This is a genomic window from Paenibacillus naphthalenovorans, assembly GCF_900099895.1.
GTDB classification, from domain to species: Bacteria; Bacillota; Bacilli; order Paenibacillales; family NBRC-103111; genus Paenibacillus_G; species Paenibacillus_G naphthalenovorans.
Window position 1 is genome coordinate 1 of the sequence record NZ_FNDY01000006.1, and the last position, 19,946, is coordinate 19,946.

Annotated in this window: 19 protein-coding genes and 3 pseudogenes; 19 read left to right on the forward strand and 3 right to left on the reverse strand. The window is 48.4% G+C overall.

All coding sequences use genetic code 11. From position 1 onward, the window contains the following. Positions 1–89: 89 nt before the first annotated feature. The 9 genes and pseudogenes from BLT35_RS07815 to BLT35_RS07850 all read left to right on the forward strand — a co-directional run. A pseudogene (locus tag BLT35_RS07815) lies at positions 90–371 on the forward strand (sigma-70 family RNA polymerase sigma factor); the annotation flags it as partial. Positions 372–773: 402 nt separating this feature from the next. Further along, positions 774–1,253, forward strand: a complete 480-nt coding sequence (locus BLT35_RS07820; protein ID WP_054819366.1) for a DUF6530 family protein — start codon at positions 774–776, stop codon at positions 1,251–1,253. 2 nt (positions 1,254–1,255) lie between these two features. Then, positions 1,256–1,404: pseudogene (locus tag BLT35_RS27510) on the forward strand (MFS transporter); the annotation flags it as partial. Then, positions 1,397–1,750: pseudogene (locus BLT35_RS07825) on the forward strand (efflux RND transporter permease subunit); the annotation flags it as partial. The pseudogenes BLT35_RS27510 and BLT35_RS07825, both read left to right, overlap by 8 nt. A gap of 423 nt (positions 1,751–2,173) precedes the next feature. Next, on the forward strand, positions 2,174–3,448 hold the full coding sequence (locus BLT35_RS07830; protein WP_074727472.1) for a hypothetical protein: 1,275 nt from the start codon (positions 2,174–2,176) through the stop codon (positions 3,446–3,448). 77 nt (positions 3,449–3,525) lie between these two features. Next, on the forward strand, positions 3,526–4,251 hold the full coding sequence (locus BLT35_RS07835; protein ID WP_062409169.1) for an ABC transporter ATP-binding protein: 726 nt from the start codon (positions 3,526–3,528) through the stop codon (positions 4,249–4,251). Next, entirely contained in the window at positions 4,238–4,990 is a 753-nt protein-coding gene (locus tag BLT35_RS07840) for an ABC transporter permease (protein ID WP_074727473.1), read from the forward strand. The genes BLT35_RS07835 and BLT35_RS07840 overlap by 14 nt, the downstream gene beginning before the upstream one ends. 14 nt (positions 4,991–5,004) lie before the next feature. After that, positions 5,005–6,438: a sensor histidine kinase gene (locus BLT35_RS07845; protein WP_074727474.1), complete on the forward strand. Its 1,434-nt coding sequence runs from the start codon at positions 5,005–5,007 to the stop codon at positions 6,436–6,438. Positions 6,439–6,455: 17 nt separating this feature from the next. After that, positions 6,456–7,154 carry a response regulator transcription factor gene (locus tag BLT35_RS07850; protein WP_054819368.1) on the forward strand — a complete coding sequence of 233 codons (699 nt, stop codon included), beginning with the start codon at positions 6,456–6,458 and terminating at the stop codon, positions 7,152–7,154. A 94-nt stretch (positions 7,155–7,248) separates the two neighbouring features. Here the strand turns inward: BLT35_RS07850 and BLT35_RS07855 are convergent, their stop codons facing one another. Together BLT35_RS07855 and BLT35_RS07860 are read right to left on the reverse strand one after the other, a co-directional pair. Continuing rightward, a complete protein-coding gene (locus BLT35_RS07855; RefSeq protein ID WP_235594124.1) occupies positions 7,249–7,539 on the reverse strand; it encodes a DUF2178 domain-containing protein in 291 nt (96 codons plus the stop codon). Continuing rightward, positions 7,536–7,763, reverse strand: coding sequence for a helix-turn-helix transcriptional regulator (locus tag BLT35_RS07860; RefSeq protein ID WP_062409165.1), 228 nt, complete (start codon positions 7,761–7,763; stop codon positions 7,536–7,538). The genes BLT35_RS07855 and BLT35_RS07860 overlap by 4 nt, the downstream gene beginning before the upstream one ends. 280 nt (positions 7,764–8,043) lie before the next feature. Between BLT35_RS07860 and BLT35_RS07865 the strand changes: the two genes are divergently transcribed. Continuing rightward, entirely contained in the window at positions 8,044–8,760 is a 717-nt protein-coding gene (locus tag BLT35_RS07865) for a YebC/PmpR family DNA-binding transcriptional regulator (RefSeq protein ID WP_062409164.1), read from the forward strand. A gap of 5 nt (positions 8,761–8,765) precedes the next feature. Here BLT35_RS07865 and BLT35_RS07870 read toward each other — a convergent pair whose 3' ends face one another. Next, positions 8,766–10,292 (reverse strand): GGDEF domain-containing protein, encoded by a 1,527-nt coding sequence (locus BLT35_RS07870; RefSeq protein WP_074727475.1) that lies wholly within the window; start codon positions 10,290–10,292, stop codon positions 8,766–8,768. Positions 10,293–10,923: 631 nt separating this feature from the next. Between BLT35_RS07870 and BLT35_RS07875 the strand changes: the two genes are divergently transcribed. The 9 genes from BLT35_RS07875 to BLT35_RS07915 all read left to right on the forward strand — a co-directional run bounded on the left by BLT35_RS07875 (position 10,924) and on the right by BLT35_RS07915 (position 19,946). Next, complete coding sequence (locus BLT35_RS07875; RefSeq protein WP_062409162.1) at positions 10,924–11,934, forward strand: ABC transporter substrate-binding protein; 1,011 nt, start codon at positions 10,924–10,926, stop codon at positions 11,932–11,934. Beyond that, a complete protein-coding gene (locus tag BLT35_RS07880) occupies positions 11,927–12,835 on the forward strand; it encodes an aliphatic sulfonate ABC transporter substrate-binding protein (protein ID WP_062409161.1) in 909 nt (302 codons plus the stop codon). Before BLT35_RS07875 ends, BLT35_RS07880 begins: the two co-directional genes overlap by 8 nt. Next, positions 12,832–13,977 carry an LLM class flavin-dependent oxidoreductase gene (locus BLT35_RS07885; protein ID WP_054818773.1) on the forward strand — a complete coding sequence of 382 codons (1,146 nt, stop codon included), beginning with the start codon at positions 12,832–12,834 and terminating at the stop codon, positions 13,975–13,977. The genes BLT35_RS07880 and BLT35_RS07885 overlap by 4 nt, the downstream gene beginning before the upstream one ends. Positions 13,978–14,010: 33 nt before the next feature. Then, positions 14,011–15,003, forward strand: a complete 993-nt coding sequence (locus BLT35_RS07890; protein WP_074727476.1) for an ABC transporter substrate-binding protein — start codon at positions 14,011–14,013, stop codon at positions 15,001–15,003. A 331-nt stretch (positions 15,004–15,334) separates the two neighbouring features. Further along, entirely contained in the window at positions 15,335–16,147 is an 813-nt protein-coding gene (locus BLT35_RS07895) for an alpha/beta hydrolase family protein (protein ID WP_074727477.1), read from the forward strand. A 122-nt stretch (positions 16,148–16,269) separates the two neighbouring features. Beyond that, a complete protein-coding gene (locus BLT35_RS07900; RefSeq protein WP_074727478.1) occupies positions 16,270–17,868 on the forward strand; it encodes an FAD-dependent oxidoreductase in 1,599 nt (532 codons plus the stop codon). Between the two features lie 5 nt (positions 17,869–17,873). Beyond that, positions 17,874–18,152 (forward strand): 4Fe-4S dicluster domain-containing protein, encoded by a 279-nt coding sequence (locus tag BLT35_RS07905; RefSeq protein ID WP_235594348.1) that lies wholly within the window; start codon positions 17,874–17,876, stop codon positions 18,150–18,152. Positions 18,153–18,247: 95 nt separating this feature from the next. Further along, on the forward strand, positions 18,248–19,102 hold the full coding sequence (locus BLT35_RS07910) for an ABC transporter ATP-binding protein (protein ID WP_083351231.1): 855 nt from the start codon (positions 18,248–18,250) through the stop codon (positions 19,100–19,102). Beyond that, complete coding sequence (locus BLT35_RS07915; RefSeq protein WP_062409155.1) at positions 19,092–19,946, forward strand: ABC transporter permease; 855 nt, start codon at positions 19,092–19,094, stop codon at positions 19,944–19,946. Before BLT35_RS07910 ends, BLT35_RS07915 begins: the two co-directional genes overlap by 11 nt.

Below are 19,946 nucleotides of genomic sequence, written 5' to 3' on the forward strand. Positions count from 1 at the left end.
TTACTTAAAAAACATATACACAACATATTAACACTGGGTGCATAATTTAAATTAACAGAGAACCATTATACTGATAACAAGTTAGTGTAAATGAAATTACATTGATTGACATTCTTGGCACAGAAACCGATGATGTCGTGGATAAAGTACAGTTGAAGATTGAAAAATCGAAAATTTACCGAAACCTCGATATATTGGATGAACGGGAGCGGGAAGTGGTTGTCGGCCGCTTCGGACTCGAGGCTGGAGGAGAGGAACGTACGCAGCGCGAAATTGCCAAGGAGTTGGGCATATCGCGTTCTTATGTATCGCGGATCGAGAAGCGGGCATTGATGAAGCTGTATCATGAGTTTTATAAACAGAAACGGTGAAGGAAGGGGTTGCCCTTCCTTTTAATGTTGCACTTATATATTGTCGCGAATTGAGAAGCAAGCGTTAATGAAGTTGATTACAAAGCGCGGATTCTCACCACAAAGCTGGTAGAAAGCGCCATCGATAAAGCGAGTCACCTTTCTCCGCTTACCAAGCGCTTATCGAGTTAAACTACGGTTGCGCGTCCATTTCTCAGGTTGATTCCGCTGTGTTCGATGCCTTATCCCAAGATTCCTATTTATTGCTGAGAAAGCTCATGTCCTGATACATGGGCTTTTTTCCCCTTTGGCCCAAATAACTGGTAACAGCCGAATACCGAATTGACTAAAGATAAAAAATGAAATACAATAAATTAGTGATTCAGTTAATTACTAATTTAGTAACAGAAAGAAGGAAACAAAATGAAAATTCCTACTACGTTAAAACATAAGCCTGTTGTCGTTTCTGAAAACTATGAGCAGGTTGACGGTCGACTTGCCGGAAATACAGATGCGAAAGGTCTTTCCTTGGGATTAGCTCAGTGGAACGATAGGGGAAAGGTCGATATTTCTGCGAAAGTATGGAGATATACAGGGGAAAAATGGTCGCGGCAATCCGAGGAGCTGCCTCTCCATCGCGTTCTTGATCTGTCTATTCTGATTTGCCGCTCCTTGGCGCATTTCCGCGAAGCCTACAGATACGAGCATCTATATGATCCGCATAATCCTGTCATCGACAGGGTTGGTCTGCAGGGGGATGCTATGACTGTGGCTGTTTGTACGGACAATGAAAAAATCAATGAAGATATCAAACTGTTCAGTCAAGCCCTGAGTGATGATGATGAGCTGATCGGTGAAAGGCTGCGCACGTTATCAAGAATGTTGAAGGAAATGGGGTATTAAAGCTGTTTTCCAATCCTTATGTTCGAACCATTACTCTTTCACGGGTATTGTTACAGTCGGAATTTGGATTCGAAACTATGCTGTTCTTCTTTATGTCACCCAGCTAACAAATAATAACCCGGTGTACGTATCGCTTATTTCAGTCGCCGAACACCATCACGCGCAACGAAGGCAGGATGGTCGTCGACATTAATGACGACATCACCACAAAAGATGTAGCGAAGGCATCCTCCGATCTTGAGGCAAAAATCGAAGACTTGGAGAAACCGGCGGACGTTGAAGTCAAATTCGGCGGCGTTACGGAACAGATCAACGAAACCTTTACCCAACTGGGTCTCGCGATGGCAGCCGCCGTTGCGATTATGTTCTCGCTCCCGTTTACGGTTATCGGTGGTCTTGTCGGACTTTTCGTCACGGGGGAGACGCTCAGTGTATCGGCCATGATGGGGGCGCTTATGCTGATCGGTATCGTAGTCACGAATGCTATCGTGCTGCTTTTGATCGTGCCTGTCGTTTATGAGTTCCTGATGAAACTCAGCGGCAAGAGTAAACGGAGATACCGTCTATCCATGGATGGCTCGGGTTAATTGTAAGGGAACAGGATGGATAAAGGGGAAAGTCTGTACTTTCTTGAAGTTCAATTTTTCGTGATTTACAGCCACTGCCAGTGGCTTTTTTTTGTTTGGCTACAAGTTCGGAGACTTACGTCTTATCCATTGAAATCGACATGTATCGTCTAATCGTTCCAGAAGCTTGTTCAGGGTGCGCTCGAGCGCCTACGGTTTGATATATTTTGCACCGGCATGAGTTTATAAATTGTTAATAGTTTCTTTAGAAGGATTCAATAAGCCCTGATTATAATGAAAGGTAAGGAAACGTTTCCCCAAGATGAAATAAAAGATAAATAAAGGAGATCCGAAATGAAACTTAGTAAAAATGCGATGACTGTCCTCTCATTTACGATCGGAGCGTGTGTCTTTATCTCCACAGCCTTTGCCGATATGGCGCTTGGCTCAGGCTATGACCGGTTTAAAGGTTCAATAAAAAATACCGCGGCGCAGATGGAGAAGGGATTGAACAACTACACCATCGAGGCGCTGTACACGCTGAAGGATAACGATCAAACCTTGCTTCAGGCTTCCCACTTCAATAAAATCGATAATGAAAAGCAAGTTTTTGAAAGCTCGGGTAAGATTCAAAAATCAAATGGCGAAACATCAACGGAATATTCGTATTCCGACCAGAAGCTTTCGATTTGGAAAAGCGGAACGGAAGACAAATATTATGTGACGGAATACCCCGACGATCTCAACAGGAAAATAGGGAACAGGTTTACCAATCCGTTTAACGAGAAGGGGGCGCCGGAGGTCGAAAAGATCGTTGACGCCATCGTCGGCACTTTGAAGGACTATGTGCAGGCTGAAGAAAGACCAGAGGGCGGACGAGTATACTCGGGAAGCTTGTCTGAGGCGCAGGTGCCTGCCGTAGTCAATGCCGTCTCTTCCTTCGGTATAAAGCAGTTTATCAGCTCCCAAAGCCGCGCGGATAAAAATTTGAAGCTGCCGGTTATTGATAGCGATGTTTTTGTTAAAAAGATTTCGGGCACGGCCGTTGAAAACAAAGCGGGATTATTGGAAAATGTAACGGGCGATGTGTTTCTTTCCGGGAAAGACAAAAACGGAGTCCAGCATAATTTATCGCTGAGCGTGGTTCTCAAGCTATCCGACATTGGAAATACGAAAATTACAAAGCCTGATCTGACAGGCGCAAACGTCGAGAAAGTGAGCCATTCCAGCGGATTTAGCAGCAAGTATGTGGGGAAATATAAAAATAACATCGTCCTCGAGAAAAACGGCAAATTCGTGAAAATCGGCGAGAGAATCCTTGAAATCACGAGCGTGGAAAATAATAAAGTGACGGGCAAATACTACGAAACTGTGAAGCCCGGATTCGAGTCCGACTATCCTGACAAATATAACTTTAATTTTGAATATAATCCGGACCAATCAAAGGCGATGTCCTTCTTTACTTATACCAATTCCAAAGGCGAGCAGGAAAACGGGCAGCTTCATCCGAGCAGCTCCGGTAAAATTTATCTCGACCTGAACATAGAAATCCTGGACGAAAACTCGTATAGATCCAATGCAAGTCACCCGTATTTCGACGGGGAATTTGACCGCGTATTTGAAGAGTAATCGAAAGGCTGTCCCTGAAGTGAACTTGAACTTCACTTCAGGGACAGCTATGTCATTTGTATTGGGGGATGTTATCTTTGACAAAAGCGATTGAAATCACAGACCTTACCAAAGTATATAAAAACGGCCGGGGAATCAGCGATTTGAATTTGGAAGTCGATCAAGGCGATATCTTCGGTTTTTTGGGACCAAACGGCGCGGGGAAGACGACCGCTATGAAAATGATGGCGGGACTCATGAAGCCGGACCGCGGCGACGTGAAGATTTTCGGCGCCAGCATTGTAGAGGACTATGTCAATGCGATGAAGCATGTGGGGTGTATTATCGAGACGGCGGAGTCGTATCCTTATTTAACGGCAAACGAAAACCTGAAGCTGTTTGCCAGGTTTTATCCGCAGGTGGACCAGCAAAGAATCGACGAATGTCTTGAAATCACCGGCATGTTAAAATATAAAAATGAAAAATCGAGAAAGTTCTCGCTTGGGATGAAACAAAGGCTTGGGGTAGCGGCAGCGATTCTTTCGAGGCCAAAGTTGTTAATATTGGACGAGCCCTTAAACGGACTTGATGTCGAGGGTATGCTGGATATGCGGAGGATGATCAAGCGGCTTGCCGAGGAAGAAGGAACCACGTTCTTTATTTCCAGCCACCTGATCCATGATGTCGAGCTGACCTGCACCCGGATCGGAGTGGTTTACGGCGGAAAGCTGGTCAATGTGGAATATACCCATAATATCCTTTCCAATTATTCGTCACTTGAAAATTATTTTGTTAGCGAGGTGGACCGGAATGGCAGGGTTTAAGGCTGCATTTATCAATGAAACCGTCAAGCTGTTGAAAAAGAAAAAAATGATTGCGGCCGCCACTTTATCCATTCTTGCCGTGGTGATCGGACAAGTTGCCGTTACGGCAATTAAGCATGGTCTTGGATTAAGAGTTGTAGGCAGCACCGAATTTCCTTTGGTGGTTCTATCGATGTTTTCTTATACGATCCTGCCTCTTTTTGCAACCTTTGTGGCCATCGATATGTTTAACGGCGAATTTTCGTCAAATACAATGAAAATCACGCTCACCAGGCCTGTTTCCAGATTCGGTGTATTCAGCGCGAAGGTTTTGAATTTAGCCGTGTTCATTGCTGTAAACCTGCTGTTTGTGATGATTCTTTCTTTGCTTGCCGGGTTTATATTTAATCCTTCGTCCGCCAGCCTGACGGGAATCGTAAGGGTCGTTTTGTCTTATGTCACAACGTTTTTTCCTGTTTTTGTATTTGGTCTTCTCGTGGTATTGCTGTCCAATATCCTTCGGGGCGGACTGGCGGTTTTTTTTCTCTCGATCATTATTTTTATCGGGTTTAACTTTTTAGGCATCGTTTTTTCCAATTTTTCGAGTTTCTTTATTACCTCCATGTTTGACTGGTATACGCTTTGGATTTCGGAAACGGTCAACGGTTTTAAAATTTTCCGCCAGATCCTGATCATGTCGGGCTGTGGTATAATGTTATTTACAGCGGGTTATTATTTGTTTGACCGCAAGGATATATAGAAAGGTATCTCCAAATGCAATTAACCAAACGCTTTTTTATGATGAATGCGCTGACCGTGCTGGTTTCCATTGCATTAACCGTTCTGGCTGTCATCATATTCGTTGCAGCTTATACGAAAGTGCTTGGTCCGGAAGCGGATATCGACGATTTCAAAAGGATCTTTGAAGTCCGATCAGGGATCGGCGAGATCAAGAGGGGGGCGCAGACCCTAGAGTTCGAACAACTGCTTGATAAATCCTATCAGCAGGAGCTGTCCGATCGGGTTAAGGCTTTGGGGGCGAATGCCGTTATTTTGAAAAACAGAGAGGTTGTATATACCACAAAAAAGTTTAATGCCATCGACATTGAAAAAAGCTTGATGTTGTCCGATAATATGCCCAATCTTGATACTTTGGAGCTGGAGGGCAAAACCTATATGTTTGCCAGAGCGGACTACAGCCTTCAATCGGGAGATAAGGGCGTTTTGCTGCTGCTTGCGCCGATCAAGCTGAAAACGGGCTTTTACCTGTTTCTCGGCATCTTTACGGTCAGCTTTTTTATTCTTTCTTTTTTGATCATGAACTTTTGGGTTTCCTACCGGTTCTCCCGCGGCATCATTACACCGATCGCCAGGCTGAGAGATGCCGCCGTTAAAATTAGTGAGGGCGATTTAAGCTTCGGGATTGCGGAGGAAGGCGAGGGAGAGGTCAGGGAACTGTGCAGGACGCTGGAGTTCATGAGGATTAAGCTGAAGGAGTCTGTTTATCTGCAGCAGAAATACGATGAAAACAGGAAATTTTTGATATCCAGCATCTCTCACGACTTAAAGACCCCTGTGACTTCCATTAAAGGATATATCGAAGGCATTATCGACGGGGTAGCCAACACACCGGACAAAATGGAGGAATACCTGGAAACGGCACGATCAAAGGCGATGCTGGTGAACGCCATGATTGACGATCTTCTTTTGTACTCCAAGCTGGATTTGAACCAAATCCCTTATCATTTTGAAAAAACAAATCTGGAGCAGTACTTCGAGGATTGCGTGTTTGACCATCGCTATGAATATGAAAAGGCGAATATCAAACTGGCGCTGATCAGTGAATTGAAGGAGCCCGTCTATGTGTTAATCGATAGGGAAAGGTTGAAACGGGTCATTCAAAACATTCTCGATAATTCTAGGAAGTATATGGAAAAGGTTAACGGACAGGTGGATATTATTTTAAGGGAAACCCGGACATCCGCTATCATAGAAATCAGAGACAATGGAAAAGGAATACCCGAGGTTGACCTTCCCCATATTTTTGAACGATTTTACCGTGCGGATCCGTCTAGAAAGAGTGTGGACGGCAGCGGCCTTGGGCTGGCTATTGCCAAACAAATTGTGGAAGGCCATGAAGGAAAGATCTGGGTCAGAAGCACTGTAGGAGAAGGAACCCGCATGATGATATCTCTGAAAAAGTATTAGCATTTTTGGAGGTTACGATGAAAAAAAAGATATTGATTGTTGAGGACGATCAAAGCATAGCCAATCTGCAAAAGGATTATCTGGTGCTGAGCGGCTTTTCCGTGAAGATCGTCAATAGCGGAACGGACGGTTTGAAAGCTCTGGAGGAGGAAACGTTTGACCTCATCATTCTGGATATTATGCTGCCGGGGATGGATGGATTCGAGGTTTTGAAAACGATCCGCGAGAAGGAGGATATTCCCGTGCTGCTGGTATCGGCCAGGGCGGAGGAAATTTATAAAATTAACGGTTTTGGCCTTGGCGCGGACGATTATATTACAAAACCCTTCAGCTCCGGCGAGCTGGTGGCCCGGGTTAACGCTCATCTAAACAAGTTTGAACGGATGAAAGAACGGTTCGGCCATGTTGACGAAGGCGGCAAGATCCGGGTCAGGGGGCTGGAGATCCAGAAGGAGGCCAGAAGGGTTTTTGTGAACGGGAAAGAAGTAACGTTGGCTCATAAGGAATTCGACCTGCTTCTGTTTCTTCTGCAAAATGCCAACCGGGTATTTGGCAAGGAAGAGCTGTTTGAACGGATTTGGGGGATGGATGCGCTTGGCGATGCGTCCACGGTTACGGTACACATCGCCCGGATCAGGGAGAAAATCGAGGAGAACCCGTCCAAGCCTCAATATATAGGTACGGTCTGGGGATCCGGGTACCGGTTTATAGTTTGACAAACGACGGTCCCCGCTTTAACAGGCGGCCTCCTCCCGCCCCCGCTGATTTTTGCCGGGCCGGTTTAATGGCTTGGCCGCAAATTCCCATATGCTAATACCGTCTTTTCAAACTTATTATCGTCATAGCATAAGACACGACAACGAATGCAAATAAACAAGTGAAGGCAAACGTATATTGTTCTCCATTTAGCGGCACGATCGTATTGATCATAAAAATAACCAAATAGCCTAACAAAAATGAAAAATAAACGACTATTCCTGCCATACCCAATATTTTATCCCCTCTTTCGTCTCCCCCTTCCTTTTTAATGAAATACGCTGAAAAGATGACCGCGGCAAGTCCGATAAAAGATAAAATGATACCGATAAGAGTAAACATCATGATTTCTCCTCGACTAATTCGTATTGAAAAACTTCCTGCAGCTCTTTATCAAAAACAAATGAAATCTCAAAGGCTAAAATCAGGGATGGATTATAGCGATTGGCTTCAATAGAAGCGATGGTTTGTCTCGAAACTCCGACTTTTTTGGCTAAATCTTGCTGTGTCCACTTTTTTTCAGCTCTTAGCACGTTTAGTTTATTATATAGTCTGCCGTTTTTCTGCATATTCGATTTATCGCCTCCTTTGGTGTATATGGTAATTTATTTTTGACATTTTGTAAACTATTTTTAACTTTTTACCTAAAGGCCTCCAATATCAAGAAGTGCGGGGGACGGTTTATATCCGACTGCCATCGGGTGGAATCATTCATTGGTATGGGGTTTCCACGATGTGAGAGCTTGTCCAGATATCGTTTTATTTAATATAATATAATTGAAGAGAGAATCCGTATGGCTTGTTTTGCTGCAAGCTGGAATAAAGTACAAAAAAGAAAGCAGGTAAAACATGGGGCGTAAGTGGAATAATATTAAAGAGAAAAAAGCGTCGAAGGATGCCAACACGAGCCGGGTCTATGCCAAATTCGGAATAGAGATTTATGTAGCGGCGAAAAAAGGGGAACCCGACCCGGAATCCAATCAAGCGTTAAAATTCGTGCTTGAGCGGGCCAAAACATACAATGTGCCGAAAGCCATAATCGACCGGGCCATCGAAAAGGCCAAAGGAAGCTCGGAGGACAATTATTCGGAGCTCCGTTATGAGGGATTCGGACCGAGCGGCGCCATGATTATCGTTGATACGCTTACGAATAACGTCAACCGCACTGCAGCGGACGTACGCTCGGCTTTTAATAAGAACGGCGGCAACATGGGAGTTAGTGGTTCTGTATCTTATATGTTTAGCCCGACGGCGGTTATCGGCGTTGAAGGGAAAACATCCGACGAAGTATTGGAGTTATTAATGGATGCCGATGTGGACGTTCGAGATATCACAGAAGAAGATGATTCCATTATCATCTATGCCGAGCCGGACCAGTTTCATGCCGTCCAAACCGCGCTTAAGCAGGCGGGCATTACGGAATTTACCGTGGCGGAACTGACCATGCTTGCGCAAAATTACGTGAATCTTGCACCAGACGAATTAGCGCAGTTCGAGAAACTGATCGATGCACTTGAAGATCTGGAGGATGTCCAGCGCGTTTATCACAATGTGGATGAAAAATAAGGCTTTCAAGCTTTGTTATACACGCTGAATGTATTTTTGCCGGTACGTTTTGCATGATAGAGCGCCTGATCTGCACAGTTATATAATTCGTCCGAGTCTTGAGCATGATCAGGAGCAAGAGCAATGCCGATAGATGCGGTAATGTTATACTCTTTTACGACATCCGCCCCTTTAATTTCGATGGGGCGCTTTAACTCTTGAATAATCTGAAGCGCAACTTTCGAGGCTGCATTTTCATCCATTACATGGTTAAGGATGATCACGAATTCGTCTCCTCCAAGACGTGCCGTGATATCGTTCGGATCATTAACAACGGAGCGGATTCTCCTGCCCACTTCTTTGAGAAAATAATCGCCCGCTTCGTGTCCAAGCGTATCGTTGATCTTTTTGAAATTATCAAGGTCTATGTGCAATAACCCTGTTTTTCTTCCTTTTTTCTTGTTTTTTTCAACGCTTGACATAAGCGAATTTTCGAAAACTGCGCGATTTGAAAGGCCCGTTAGCAAATCATGTGATGCCAGGTACATTGGTCTTGCAACCAGCCTTGTAATAATGTAGGAAATCATTAAGGCACAGGCGATGGTAGCAAATAGCTGAAGCAAGAAGATTTGATTATTTTGCTTTAGTTTGTTTTTTAAATCTTTTTCGTTGTAAACAATTTCAATAATGCGTTGATCCGTATGCTTAGCCATATCGGTTTCAAATTGAACGATATATGGGACATAGCGATAAGTGACAGGATCGCCATGTATCGTTCTTTTTACTTTTTGCACTATTTTATCATGGACCGCTTTGTTGAAGATTGGCCTGTTTTCGTCGGCGACCAGGAGCGACTTTCCATCTTCGCCTGATTTGCCGATGGCTTTTCCCGAGGTTGTATACACAGTGATGTCATTGATATAGCTGTATTTTTCTTTCAGTTTACTGCTGATTTCAAGGAAGTTAAAGCTCTTGAAAATCGGATTATTTTCTTGGTACAAGCCAAGTTCGATCAAATATTTATGGTCATGCGTGGGGACGTAGCTGTATTTTTTTAATTTGCCCGTATTGGTTTCCTGATCCAGGCCGTCCGCTACGAATTGGTTTCCTTTCAGCCTTTCTCTTAAGAGCTGTGCGAATGGACCCAAGGTGCCGTCTTTTTCTCTGAAATTCAATCCTACATCCTTGGTAAAACTGCTGTATAGGATCGTTTGCGTATCATCTATGATATAGATGTCCATCCCATCCAATTCATTTTTCAGTGCTTGGTAGTCCCATGATTCTACATTCGGGTTTTCCCGGTATTTGTTTAACAGCCGGTCTGAATAGTCGCTCATCTTTTTCTCGATATCGCTGTCCAGCATTTGAAATGCTTTGTCGGCGTCCGAGACAGCGTTGACGATGATGTCTTCAACCAAAGAGACCTCTCTCATGTAGCTTGTTATTAAATTATCCTTCCAGCGGTGTTGGTTCACTAACGACACACTGAGTGTCAATACAATACTGAAAAAGCCCATGATCATCATCAATTTAGTTTTGAAACCACGATGCACTGAATTACCTCCTATAGGATGTTCATGGCTGTCAAAAGAATAATTGGATAATTGAAGGTCTCCTTTGCTGAAAAGAGACCAGGAATGTTTTTACTGATTCATATATCGGTAAGTGCGCTGCATTTGTTTACAATTTTGTGGTGCGCTTATTCAGAAGGAATCGAACAAACCGTGTCCGGTAATGGGGTAGTGGATGCTTGATACTGGAAGGTTGTCTAATTTATTGACAGAAGTTCCAAGCAATAATTATAATCATAATACCAACTATATAAATAAGAAATATAGGATTGCTAACCATTCGTATGGAGGCCTCGTTGCCAGCAAACATTTGCTGACATCGAGGTTTAATTTTTTTAGCCGGAATGAAAATCGAAAAGGATGCGGCAACCACTGCCTCGGAACGGCAAATATAAGATGGGGTTTATAAGGAGGCTAAAAGCCCGATGGTATATATCCATTGGTATTCTTTCGGTATTTCTCGGACTGGGGACGATTTGAATCATGCGGAAAGCGACCAAAAGAAAGGAGGTGTCCGACAGAAAAGAGGTAGGGCATGTGCTCGTTCGGATCCGATCGGTTGATGTGCAATGACTGGGATCTGTATACAAGTAGAATTCAAGGAGGATACGTCATGTCCAGTAAAAAAACGACAGTCGAACGTATATCGATTACACGCTGTCCGGTTCCGACGGCAAGCAGCGTTGCGTTTGACCGCGGATTTCTGCAAAAGGAGCTTGCGAAAGCGGGGATTCTTGCCAGTGTGCTGCAGGATGAAAAGGATGCTGCCATGCACGGGGCACACTTTGACCACTCGCTTCCGTTCCTCGTCCGCGAAGGGGGCAACATTCCGGCTCTGTGGGCGCGCTCGACGGGACGTGACACACGGCTGGTGGCTCTTGTCTGGGTCGATGAGTACCAGACGATTCTTGCGCTCCCTGACGCCAATATTTCCGGACCTGCCGATTTGCGAGGACGCCGTATCGGTATCCCCCGTCACCGTTATTTAGAGATCGACTTCCGGGCAGCGCAGGCACTTCGGGGGTTCCACAGCGCACTGTGGCTAGCCGGACTCACGCTTGACGATGTCGAACCTGTCGATCTTGAGGCTCCCTCCGCCGGCCGCCGTGATTCCTGGGACACCGAGATCGACGCGCTTCGTCGCCGCGAGGTCGATGCCATCTTCGTAAAAGGCGCAACCGGTCTCCAGGCAGCCCGCACGTTGGATGTACGCGAGGTCGCAGATCTCGGGTTTCACCCGGACCCGCTTGTGCGGGTGAATAACGGTGTGCCACGAGCTGTGACGGTCGATGCGGAACTGATCGAGCACTCTGGTGTCGTTGAGCGCGTTCTTACAGCTCTGCTTCGCGCTGCCGACTGGGCCGCCGATCATCGCGGTGATCTAACCCGGGTCATTGCCGCCGAGACGGGCGCTTCTCCTGAATTTGTCGAGACGGCTTATCGGAACGGATCTCTTCGGCCCGCACTGCATGAGAACTTGCTCGCTGCTCTTGACGCCCAACGTAAATTTCTATTCGAACACGGTTTCCTTGCTGGTGATTTCAACGTCCGGGAGTGGGTCCACGCCGGACCGTTGGCCGCCGCAGAAAAAAATTACTATGAAGGAGTGTCCAATCATGACTAACATTGCTGGCGCCGACGTTAAGATCGGCGTGCATCCGAATAACCATTCACTGTTCGTGCTGCGCCGCACAGGCATTTTAGAGGGCATTCTCCAGGAGCATGGCGCAGCGGTCGCCTGGGTTGATTATGAAGACGGGGCGGGAACCCCTCAAAAACTGGCGGCGGGAGAGATCGATTTCGGCGGCACGGGTGCTACTCCGCCGTTAACCGGGCAAGCTTCCGGCATTGACCTGGTTTATGTCGCCATCTCGGAACCGCGCCCCGCAAGCGGAGCGCTTGTTGTTCGTACCGACTCGCCTGTGAACTCGATTGCGGACCTGAAAGGCCGGCGTGTTGCCCTTGCCGAAGGCTCGTGGCAGACCAGTTTTCTCATCACCGCGCTCGATCAACATGGTTTAGCCTACAAAGACATCGAGCGGATCGATCTGAGTCGCGGAGGGGATGATGCGCTGGTGGCCGGGGAGGTCGAGGCATGGATTGGAAACGATCCGCAGCTTGCAGCACTTCAGCGTGACGGTGCGGTTCGCACGCTTCTCCCTGTCGCCCCCTTTATTTCTCACCGATCTGTATGGTTCGCCAGTCGTGACTTTGCAACGAACAGGCCGGAGATCCTCGACGCGGTCGTCAGTGCATTGCAGCGTTCGGATGCATGGGTTCGGGAGCATCATCGTGAGGCTGCCGAGATTTTTGCCCGCGACCTGCCCGATTGGCCTTCTATCGATGCTTGGGAGGACGCGCTCCGGCGGCGGCCATGGGGTCTTCACCCTGTCAGTCAGGATTTTGTCTCCGAGCAGCAGCGTGTAGCTGATCTCTTTGCCCGTCAAGGCCTCCTCTCCCGGCCGATTACGGTTGCAGATGCGGTTTTAGCACCCACGGCTGCGCTTAGGAGGGTGACGACATGACGGCACACAAGGATGGGGTGGAAGTATTATGGTACCTCACCGCACCTGACGGGCGTAATCCGTGGACGCCGAACGGTGCGCGGAAAATTGACCTGCCATATCTGCGGCAAATCGCTTCCGCCATAGATCATTTGGGCTACACCGGCGCTTTGCTCGCAACGGGGCCGCACGACACCTGGGTGCTCGGTTCATCGCTTATTACGAGCACGGAGCGGATGCGATTTTTGATCGCCGTTTCCCCGCCGCTTATTTCTCCGGTGCTTGCGGCAAAAATGACACAGACGTTCGATGAGCTCTCGCAGGGGCGAGTATTATTGAACATCATTAACGGCAACTCAACACAGATGCGTGCATACGGTTCAACGCTTGAGCATGACGAGCGCTACGCGTACACCGATGAATGGATTACCGTGTGGCGCAAGGCAGTTGCAGGCGAGAGGCTGGACTTTCATGGCAAGTATATTACCGCGGAGGGACAGGCATTGCAGCTTAAACCGGTGCAGATGCCGACGCCGCCCCTTTGGTTCGGCGGTTCGTCGCAGGCGGCGCATGAAACCGCGGCAAAGCACATAGACACCTATTTAAGCTGGGGTGAGCCCCCTACCCAAGTCGCAGAGAAGATTAGAGATCTTTCAGCGCTTGCCGCTAAGCATGGCCGCACTCTCCGCTACGGGATTCGACTCTATCTTATCGTTCGGGACACCGATGAGGAGGCTTGGGAGGAAGCAAACCGGCTTTTGGGCACCATGGACGAAGCCACGGTGAGGCACACGCAGGCTCTGCTTCGCGGCACGGATTCCGTGGGCCAGCAGCGCATGCTCAAATTCCATAACGGCCGCATTCCGGACGATGCACGAGAGCTCGAAATCTATCCGGACTTGTGGGCTGGTCTCAGTCTTGTAAGACCCGGACCAGGCACGGCCATCGTCGGCAGTCCCCAGACCGTCCTTGCGCGAATCCAGGAGTACCGGGATGCCGGCATCTCGACATTCATCTTTTCAGGTATCCCGCTGCTTGAGGAAGCTTACCGCGTTGCGGAACTCATCCTGCCTCACCTTCCGGTAACCTATGATACCGGGTTGGCCAGGAACGTGGAAGCCCAGCGCGATACCGTTTTTACTTGGAACCAAAGCATTCCGTAAACAGCTATTTTATCTCTCTAAGGAAGTGACCCGATGCGGAAAGTTAGTGCGATTTTGCTCTCATTAGCCATGGCCGCAGGTTTAGCGGCATGTGGCAACCAAGCGGAACCCGCGCAAAAAAGTGATGTTACCGTCCGTGTTGGCATCCTGCGCGGTGCGGATCCGATGAACCTGGCGCAAAAGGAAGGCCCTCTTGAGAAACGGATAGAAGCCGCTGGTGCTAAGCTCGAAAGGTCGGGAAGCTTCCCCGCGTTTGCGCCCGCAATCGAAGCTTTGACCGCTGGATCAATCGACATCACCGTTGGATCCATTACAGCGGGAATCAGTTCTCTCGTAGGCGGTACCTCAGATTTTAAGATCTTCGCTCGGCAGGAAAGTGACACCAATAATACCGGTATCGTTGCGAGGCCGGAATCGGGTATCCGCGGTCCGTCCGATCTCAAGGGCAAGAAGGTAGCCGTGAATCGCGGCGGAACAGGTGAATACCTGCTTTTTAAGGCCATAGACAAAGCAGGGCTCCAACCCGACGACGTTGAGTTTGTGTATCTTCCTCCAACCGAAGCCGGCCCGGCGTTCGGAGCCGGAAAAGTGGATGCGTGGGCCACATGGGGAGCATTCACGTCGCTTGCGAAGGAGCAGCACGGTGCCCAGCTCGTGATCCCGGCGTCAGTGATCGATACGCAAAATGATGTGATTTACGTTGTGCGAACCGCATTTCTGAATGAACATCCGCATTTGGTGCGGGAGTTCTTCGAGGGTTTGCGCGAGGAAGTAAATTTATCCGCCAAAAACCTTGATCAAACGACAAAACTGATCCAGAATATTCAAAACGTTTCCGAGCAAGTCGCCCGCCAACAAGCGAAAGAAGGCGTTATCCCGGTCGATCCGGTCGATGACACGATCCGCGACCGGTGGCAGGGTATTGCGGACTACGTTTTCGGCAAGGGGATCATCCCGAAGGCCGTCGATGTGAAGTCGCACACGGTGGACGCACAATCGATTGAAGCGGACAACCTAGCATCTTAGCATGCCATGGGCTAATCGATATGAGTTTGTCTCAGGGGTTTCGGGCAGGCCATTTCGCTTATGTTGGGGAATCCGGTATAACGGTGACCGCGTACTTCTATGTCTACTATTCAGTCCAATTGCATAGGGTTGACAGCATAAATATCCCATGATAAAGTGAGAAAACAAAGTAATTCGCTTTAATTAATCAGGTTTACAACCGACTATACTATTAGAGGTTTGTTTAATTCAACGAACGTTGAAGTTAAACAAGCCTCTTTTTGTTTAGTCGGGCAAATGACTCCATAGAAGGATGCAAGCGACAAACGATTCTGAGTGAGGAGATGATTTTATGGGAAAAGAAATTGCAGTCGAAAGCTTCAGTATCCAGCAAGCCAATGGCCTGCCCTTGAAGGGTGAGGTACGCACGCAGATCGATGGCTCCGGGAAGCCGGTCTTGATTGTCAGCCACGGGTTTCGGGGACATCGGAATTGGGGGTTTTGGCCGGATGTTGCGAGTCGTTTTGCGGAACTGGGTTATTACACGGTGAATTTTGATTTTACCCGGATTGCAGCCCGTCATCTTCAAGTTGAGGAGAAGAAACTGGCCGAGGCCAGCACTATCACTCAAGAACTTCATGATTTAAATGCGGTTCTGTCGAATGTGCTTGAAGCAAAGCTGCCATTGGCAGGCGAAGCGGATCGCAGCCGTGTGAGCTTGTTGGGACACAGCCGTTCGGGAGGAAGCAGCATTATACTCGCCTCCGAGCAACCGGATGTTCGCGCAGTCATTGTTTGGAACGGCGGTTCCGGACCTGTTCGGTCCAATGGTGCAAACGGCTCTTCCCAAACCTTGATTGAGAAAGCTGTGAATGAGGATGTATCGTTGAATACTGAACGTTTCGACATTGTGAAGCATTTTAAAGAATTGCGTATTCCGGCTCTTGTGATACAGGGCGATGCGGACAATGAGAGATTGCTCCAGCGAAATAAAGAACTGAAAGCTGCGGCCCCCCATCAGAAATTTAGCGATATCGCCGGCGGAGATCATACCTTTGGAGTCGCGGATCCTTACCAAGGGTCTACATCACAACTGGACCAAACGGTTGAAGAAACCCATCGTTTTTTGCAGCTGGCTGTTACCGTTAAAGCCCCAACTTCATGATGGTTGAAAGGGGAGAACCGGAATCGCGGCATAACCCCGGGAGTTAATGACCTGTTGAAAAAGATCTGTCGACAAAACGCTCGGACCTGCGAAATACTTTCAAATCACAGGAGGTATGAAAGATGGGTAACAGAGAAGAACTGAAGCTGGATACGGATGTACTGGTCATCGGCGGCGGTCCCGCCGGAACGTGGGCGGCGCTGACAGCCGCGGAAAGAGGAGCGGATGTGGTGCTGGTCGATAAGGGGTATTGCGGCACAAGCGGCGCAACGGCTCCTTCGGGAACAAGCGTATTATATGTCAATCCCGAACCCAAGCTTCGCGAGCAGGCGAGAACGGCGAGAGAAGCATTAGGAGGATATTTATCCGATGATGAGTGGTCGCATCGCATCATGCATCGTACATATGAGAATGTGAATCGTTTAGCGGACCTAGGGTATCCGTTCCCCGCCGTATATGAAGGATATGCTTATCGAAGCCAATTGCAGGGCCCTGAATACATGCGGCTGATGCGAAAGCTGGTCAAACGTGCCGGCGTTCGTATCCTCGATCATAGTCCCGCATTGGAATTGATCGTAGACGAGCATGGCGTCGGAGGCGCCAGAGGCACACAACGGGATTGGACCATTCGCGCGGGAGCCGTTGTGATTGCCGCCGGCGGCTGCGCCTTCTTGAGCAAGGCTCTCGGGTGCAACGTGCTGACCGGCGACAGTTACTTATTGGCCGCCGAGAGCGGAGCCGATTTATCCGGGATGGAATTCTCCAATCACTATTCATTATCTCCCGCGTTCAGCAGCGTTACGAAAGGCCGGTTTTTCAATTATGCGACATTCTACTATGAAGACGGCACAGTGATTGAAGGCGCAGGCTCCCAAAAAGGACGCTCCCTGATCGCGAAAACCCTGCTCAATCAACCGGTTTATGCGCGTTTGGATCAGGTGGAGGAATACATGAAGGAATGGATGCCGAAAGCGCAGCCCAATTTCTTCCTCCCGTTCCGCCGCAAGGGCATCGATCCGTTCCGCGATTTGTTTCCGGTCACATTGCGCCTGGAAGGGACGGTGCGGGGCACGGGAGGCATCCATTTGACGGACGAATCCTGTGGAACGAAAGTGCCGGGACTTTATGCTGCCGGAGACGCCGCTACGCGTGAGTTGCTGTGCGGAGGATTTACGGGAGGAGGCAGCTATAACGCCGCCTGGGCCATTTCTTCCGGGTATTGGGCCGGGGAAGGTGCGGCGTTGTATGCGAAGCGGCTTGGCCCCAACAAAACCAAACGGAATCTGACCGGCGCATCCGGCGCAGCTTTGAAAGGATATTCCGCTTCAACCGATGTTGCGAACAGCCGTGAAATTGTCAAGGCCGTCCAAGACGAAATTTTGCCGTATGACAAAAACCTGTTCCGGACCGAAGAGACGCTTACCGAATCTTTGCGTCGGCTCGACCACATTTGGTCGGAAATCAAGCGCGGAATCGGAGGAGTCCAAAACAATCTCGATCGGGTTCGGGCAAGAGAAGCGGAAGCGATGGCCGCAACGGGCAGATGGATGTATACGACAGCGTTGGAACGCAAAGAAACACGCGGTATGCATAAACGTCTGGATTACCCCGAATTGGATGAAACAACTCCTCTTCACCGTTTGATTACTTCGGGAACCGATCAGATCGAAGTGTCCCGGGAATACCTGAAAACCGGGAAGAAGGAGGCTGCTGCGGTTTGATTGAGGTGTTAAACGAAGAAACTTGTATTTCCTGCAATATATGCGTATCGGTATGTCCAACGAATGTATTCGATCGCAAGACAGACGGCGTTCCCGCAATAGCGCGTGTAGACGACTGTCAGACATGTTTTATGTGTGAAGCGTATTGCCCTGTTGACGCCTTGTACGTTGCGCCCGATGCCGAGCAGCTGACGGGAATCCGGGTAACGGACTTGCCGGAAGACATTATTGGCGAATACCGCAAGCAAGTGTTTAAACATGACAAGATTCACGCTTCAAAATAACAGAATATAGCTAACTGGATCACTGGAGGCTGGATCAAAACACAAGATTGAGCCTCTTTCTTTTTTACATTTGTAAAGAAGGAGGGAAACGTACCATGTCATTAGCCGTCGGGCAAGTGGTTGCAGAGGGGATTTCTTCCAATCAGGAACAACCACAGCCAAAGCTGTCCGTTGAAAATCTAATGATTTCCTATGAAAACCATAAATCCGGTGAAACCACGGAAGCGGTTCATAACGTATCCCTGGACATCAAGCCCGGAGAGTTCGTGACGATCGTCGGCTTAAGCGGCTGCGGGAAATCGTCGTTTCTTAATGCCGTTGCGGGATTGCTCAAGGCGTCCGGCGGAACGATCCGGATAGACGGCAAACCGGTTCAACGTCCCGGCCCCGATCGTGCGGTTGTCTTCCAGAAAGCGTCTCTGCTGCCCTGGCGTACGACGCTTAAAAATATTACGTACGGACTCGAAATCATGGGCATACCGAAACGGGAAGCCGTAGAAAGAGCCAGAAAGTACATCAAAATGGCCAAGCTCGAGGACTATGAAAACTTTTATCCTTCTGCACTTTCAGGAGGCATGCAGCAAAGAGTGAATCTGGCAAGAGCGCTGGCATGCGAGCCGCAGGTGCTGCTGATGGATGAGCCCTTCTCGGCGCTTGACGCCATCACCCGCGAAGGTCTGCAAAATGAATTGCTGTTATTATGGGAGCTGACGAAAAAAACCGTACTCATGGTCACGCACCAAATCGACGAAGCCGTACTGTTGTCAGATCGGGTCATCGTATTTTCGCCCCGGCCGGCTGTAATCGTAAAGGAGATTCGCATTGATCTGCCAAGACCGCGAACGCCGGAAGTTAAACAAAATCCGTATTTTGATCAATTGACCCAGCGGGTATGGAGCGCCATCAATAAGTCGGCGGGAAAAAGGGTGAACCAGGACTATGAAATCTGAAGGAGACATTTTGACGAAATCCGCGATTTCTCTAACGGAACGAAAGCATCGGATCCATAAATACAAAATGGTGCTCAGAAAACTAAAGCAGACGGGAATCAGTCTTTCGTTAGGCGGCGGGGTGATCCTGCTCCTGCTGATGATATGGGAGATTTTTAGCATTTCGGGATGGGTCAAGCCTCAATTTTCGAGCTCGCCGACCCGGGTTTTGAACAAAGGACTGGAGATGGCAGCGAGCGGCGAATTATGGAAACATACGATTGCCAGCGGTCAGATCTTTATTATCGGTTATGGATTGGCTGTCCTTGTCGGCGTACCGATCGGGATTTTGCTGGGTTGGTATAAACGGCTAAACCAGGCGTTCGGTCCGGTGGTTGCTGCCATGTACACGACGCCAAGAATCGCACTGATGCCCTTGTTTATCATCTGGTTCGGATTGGGATCAAGTTCCAAGATCGTTCTGGTCTTCCTTAGCGCCATATTTCCGATCATTGTCAACATGGTTATGGGGATGAGAAGCATTGACGGGGATTTGACTAAAGTGGCGAAATCGTATAGTGCGTCACAGCGACAAATTTTCTGGACGATTGCGCTGCCGATGTCCGTGCCTTTCCTGATGACGGCTTTGCAGCTTGCGACAGGCAGGGCTTTGATTGGCGTAATCGGCGCCGAAATATTCGGATCGAAAGCAGGTCTCGGTTATATGATTATGTATGCCGGCGCTACGTTCCAAACCGACATCGTATTTTTGGGTGTGTTCATCATTGCGGCTTTCGGAATTGCGATGGATCGCTTTTGGTTTTATTTGAGTCAACGGTTTGACGCCTGGCGCGGCAATGACTAA

Coding starts and splice junctions, on each gene's coding strand:
- BLT35_RS07820 (WP_054819366.1), top strand. CDS start 774: ATGAAAATTCCTACTACGTTAAAACATAAGCCTGTTGTCGTTTCTGAA.
- BLT35_RS07830 (WP_074727472.1), top strand. CDS start 2,174: ATGAAACTTAGTAAAAATGCGATGACTGTCCTCTCATTTACGATCGGA.
- BLT35_RS07840 (WP_074727473.1), top strand. CDS start 4,238: ATGGCAGGGTTTAAGGCTGCATTTATCAATGAAACCGTCAAGCTGTTG.
- BLT35_RS07845 (WP_074727474.1), top strand. CDS start 5,005: ATGCAATTAACCAAACGCTTTTTTATGATGAATGCGCTGACCGTGCTG.
- BLT35_RS07850 (WP_054819368.1), top strand. CDS start 6,456: ATGAAAAAAAAGATATTGATTGTTGAGGACGATCAAAGCATAGCCAAT.
- BLT35_RS07855 (WP_235594124.1), bottom strand. CDS start 7,539: ATGATGTTTACTCTTATCGGTATCATTTTATCTTTTATCGGACTTGCC.
- BLT35_RS07860 (WP_062409165.1), bottom strand. CDS start 7,763: ATGCAGAAAAACGGCAGACTATATAATAAACTAAACGTGCTAAGAGCT.
- BLT35_RS07865 (WP_062409164.1), top strand. CDS start 8,044: ATGGGGCGTAAGTGGAATAATATTAAAGAGAAAAAAGCGTCGAAGGAT.
- BLT35_RS07875 (WP_062409162.1), top strand. CDS start 10,924: ATGTCCAGTAAAAAAACGACAGTCGAACGTATATCGATTACACGCTGT.
- BLT35_RS07880 (WP_062409161.1), top strand. CDS start 11,927: ATGACTAACATTGCTGGCGCCGACGTTAAGATCGGCGTGCATCCGAAT.
- BLT35_RS07885 (WP_054818773.1), top strand. CDS start 12,832: ATGACGGCACACAAGGATGGGGTGGAAGTATTATGGTACCTCACCGCA.
- BLT35_RS07890 (WP_074727476.1), top strand. CDS start 14,011: ATGCGGAAAGTTAGTGCGATTTTGCTCTCATTAGCCATGGCCGCAGGT.
- BLT35_RS07895 (WP_074727477.1), top strand. CDS start 15,335: ATGGGAAAAGAAATTGCAGTCGAAAGCTTCAGTATCCAGCAAGCCAAT.
- BLT35_RS07900 (WP_074727478.1), top strand. CDS start 16,270: ATGGGTAACAGAGAAGAACTGAAGCTGGATACGGATGTACTGGTCATC.
- BLT35_RS07910 (WP_083351231.1), top strand. CDS start 18,248: ATGTCATTAGCCGTCGGGCAAGTGGTTGCAGAGGGGATTTCTTCCAAT.
- BLT35_RS07915 (WP_062409155.1), top strand. CDS start 19,092: ATGAAATCTGAAGGAGACATTTTGACGAAATCCGCGATTTCTCTAACG.